We start from the raw sequence: 1,039 nt of genomic DNA on the forward strand, positions 1-1,039 counted from the left end.
AGTCCTTTCTTTCTTGAATCAGTCTCTCATTTCAATTTCGTCGAACTGGCGGCAGTGTGCCGGGAGGACAGAAAAATCGGGCTTTGTTTTGGCAAGCCCGGTATTGGTAAAACTTCGTCAGCGAAGAGATTTTGTAATTGGCAAACAATAGAAGCAAATCTAGCGTCTAAGAATGGTACACCGCAAGATCCTGCAAACATGATGCTCTGCGACAGCGTTTATTATCTGCCGAGCGTCACAGTCTCGGCTCCTAGACTGAAGAATGAATTGAGCCTGCTGAAAAACAGGTTTGAGGATGCCTATCTAAAGGCTGTAAATTKGGTGAATCCCAAGGAATGGCCAAGTGAGTTGTCGAAGCAGCACTTAAAGCTCGTTATTGTCGATGAGGCCTTCAGGCTGAAATACCAGGCTTTAGAGCAACTAAGAGACATCCAAGAAGAGTGGGATGTTGGGTTATTGCTCATAGCTGATCCAGGCTTTGAAAGAAGCCTCAGCCGGATGTGGCATTTTTCGATAAGGGTGGCTCATGTAGAAGAACTGAAACCGCTGACTGCCGCTGAAACAACCGAATACATAGACAAACAGCTCGAGGTAATGAACCTGCCGAAGCCGCCTGAAGAGGTCTACGCGCTCATCTATTGGTACACACAAGGAGTTCTCAGATCCTTGGGAAATTTGTTCTMCATGATTGCCAGGATTCTGAAAATCAATGAAGATGTGGTCAAAGAGCTAAATCGGGAGGTTGTCGAAACCGCTCGGGAAATGATGATGTTCGGAATAAACGGAACATTGCGCAAGCAACCCGCTTTGCTAAGTCCGGATAGTTAGTATCATTTGGACGTTGTATTTAGTAGTCAACTCAACCAATAGCGCACCACAGGCAGTGATACATTCGCAACGCAATAGAGGCGCAAATGTTCGCGCAATTTCGGGGTGGTCAAGTGTGACAAATAATTCTGCAAGAAGTGCGACAAATAATTCTGAAACTTACAATACGGATACGACCTGGTAAACTCCGGTATGGTCCTATGTGCTTATG

1 protein-coding gene is annotated in these 1,039 nt (G+C 45.6%); it reads left to right on the top strand.

The window, feature by feature from the left end; translation table 11 throughout:
- Positions 1 to 828: AAA family ATPase (locus A0J57_RS24970; RefSeq protein WP_083945780.1), on the top strand; the 828-nt coding region annotated here is incomplete at its 5' end.
- Between the last annotated feature and the right edge of the window lie 211 nt (positions 829 to 1,039).

The organism is Sphingobium sp. 22B (assembly GCF_001580035.1).
GTDB classification, from domain to species: Bacteria; Pseudomonadota; Alphaproteobacteria; order Sphingomonadales; family Sphingomonadaceae; genus Sphingobium; species Sphingobium fuliginis.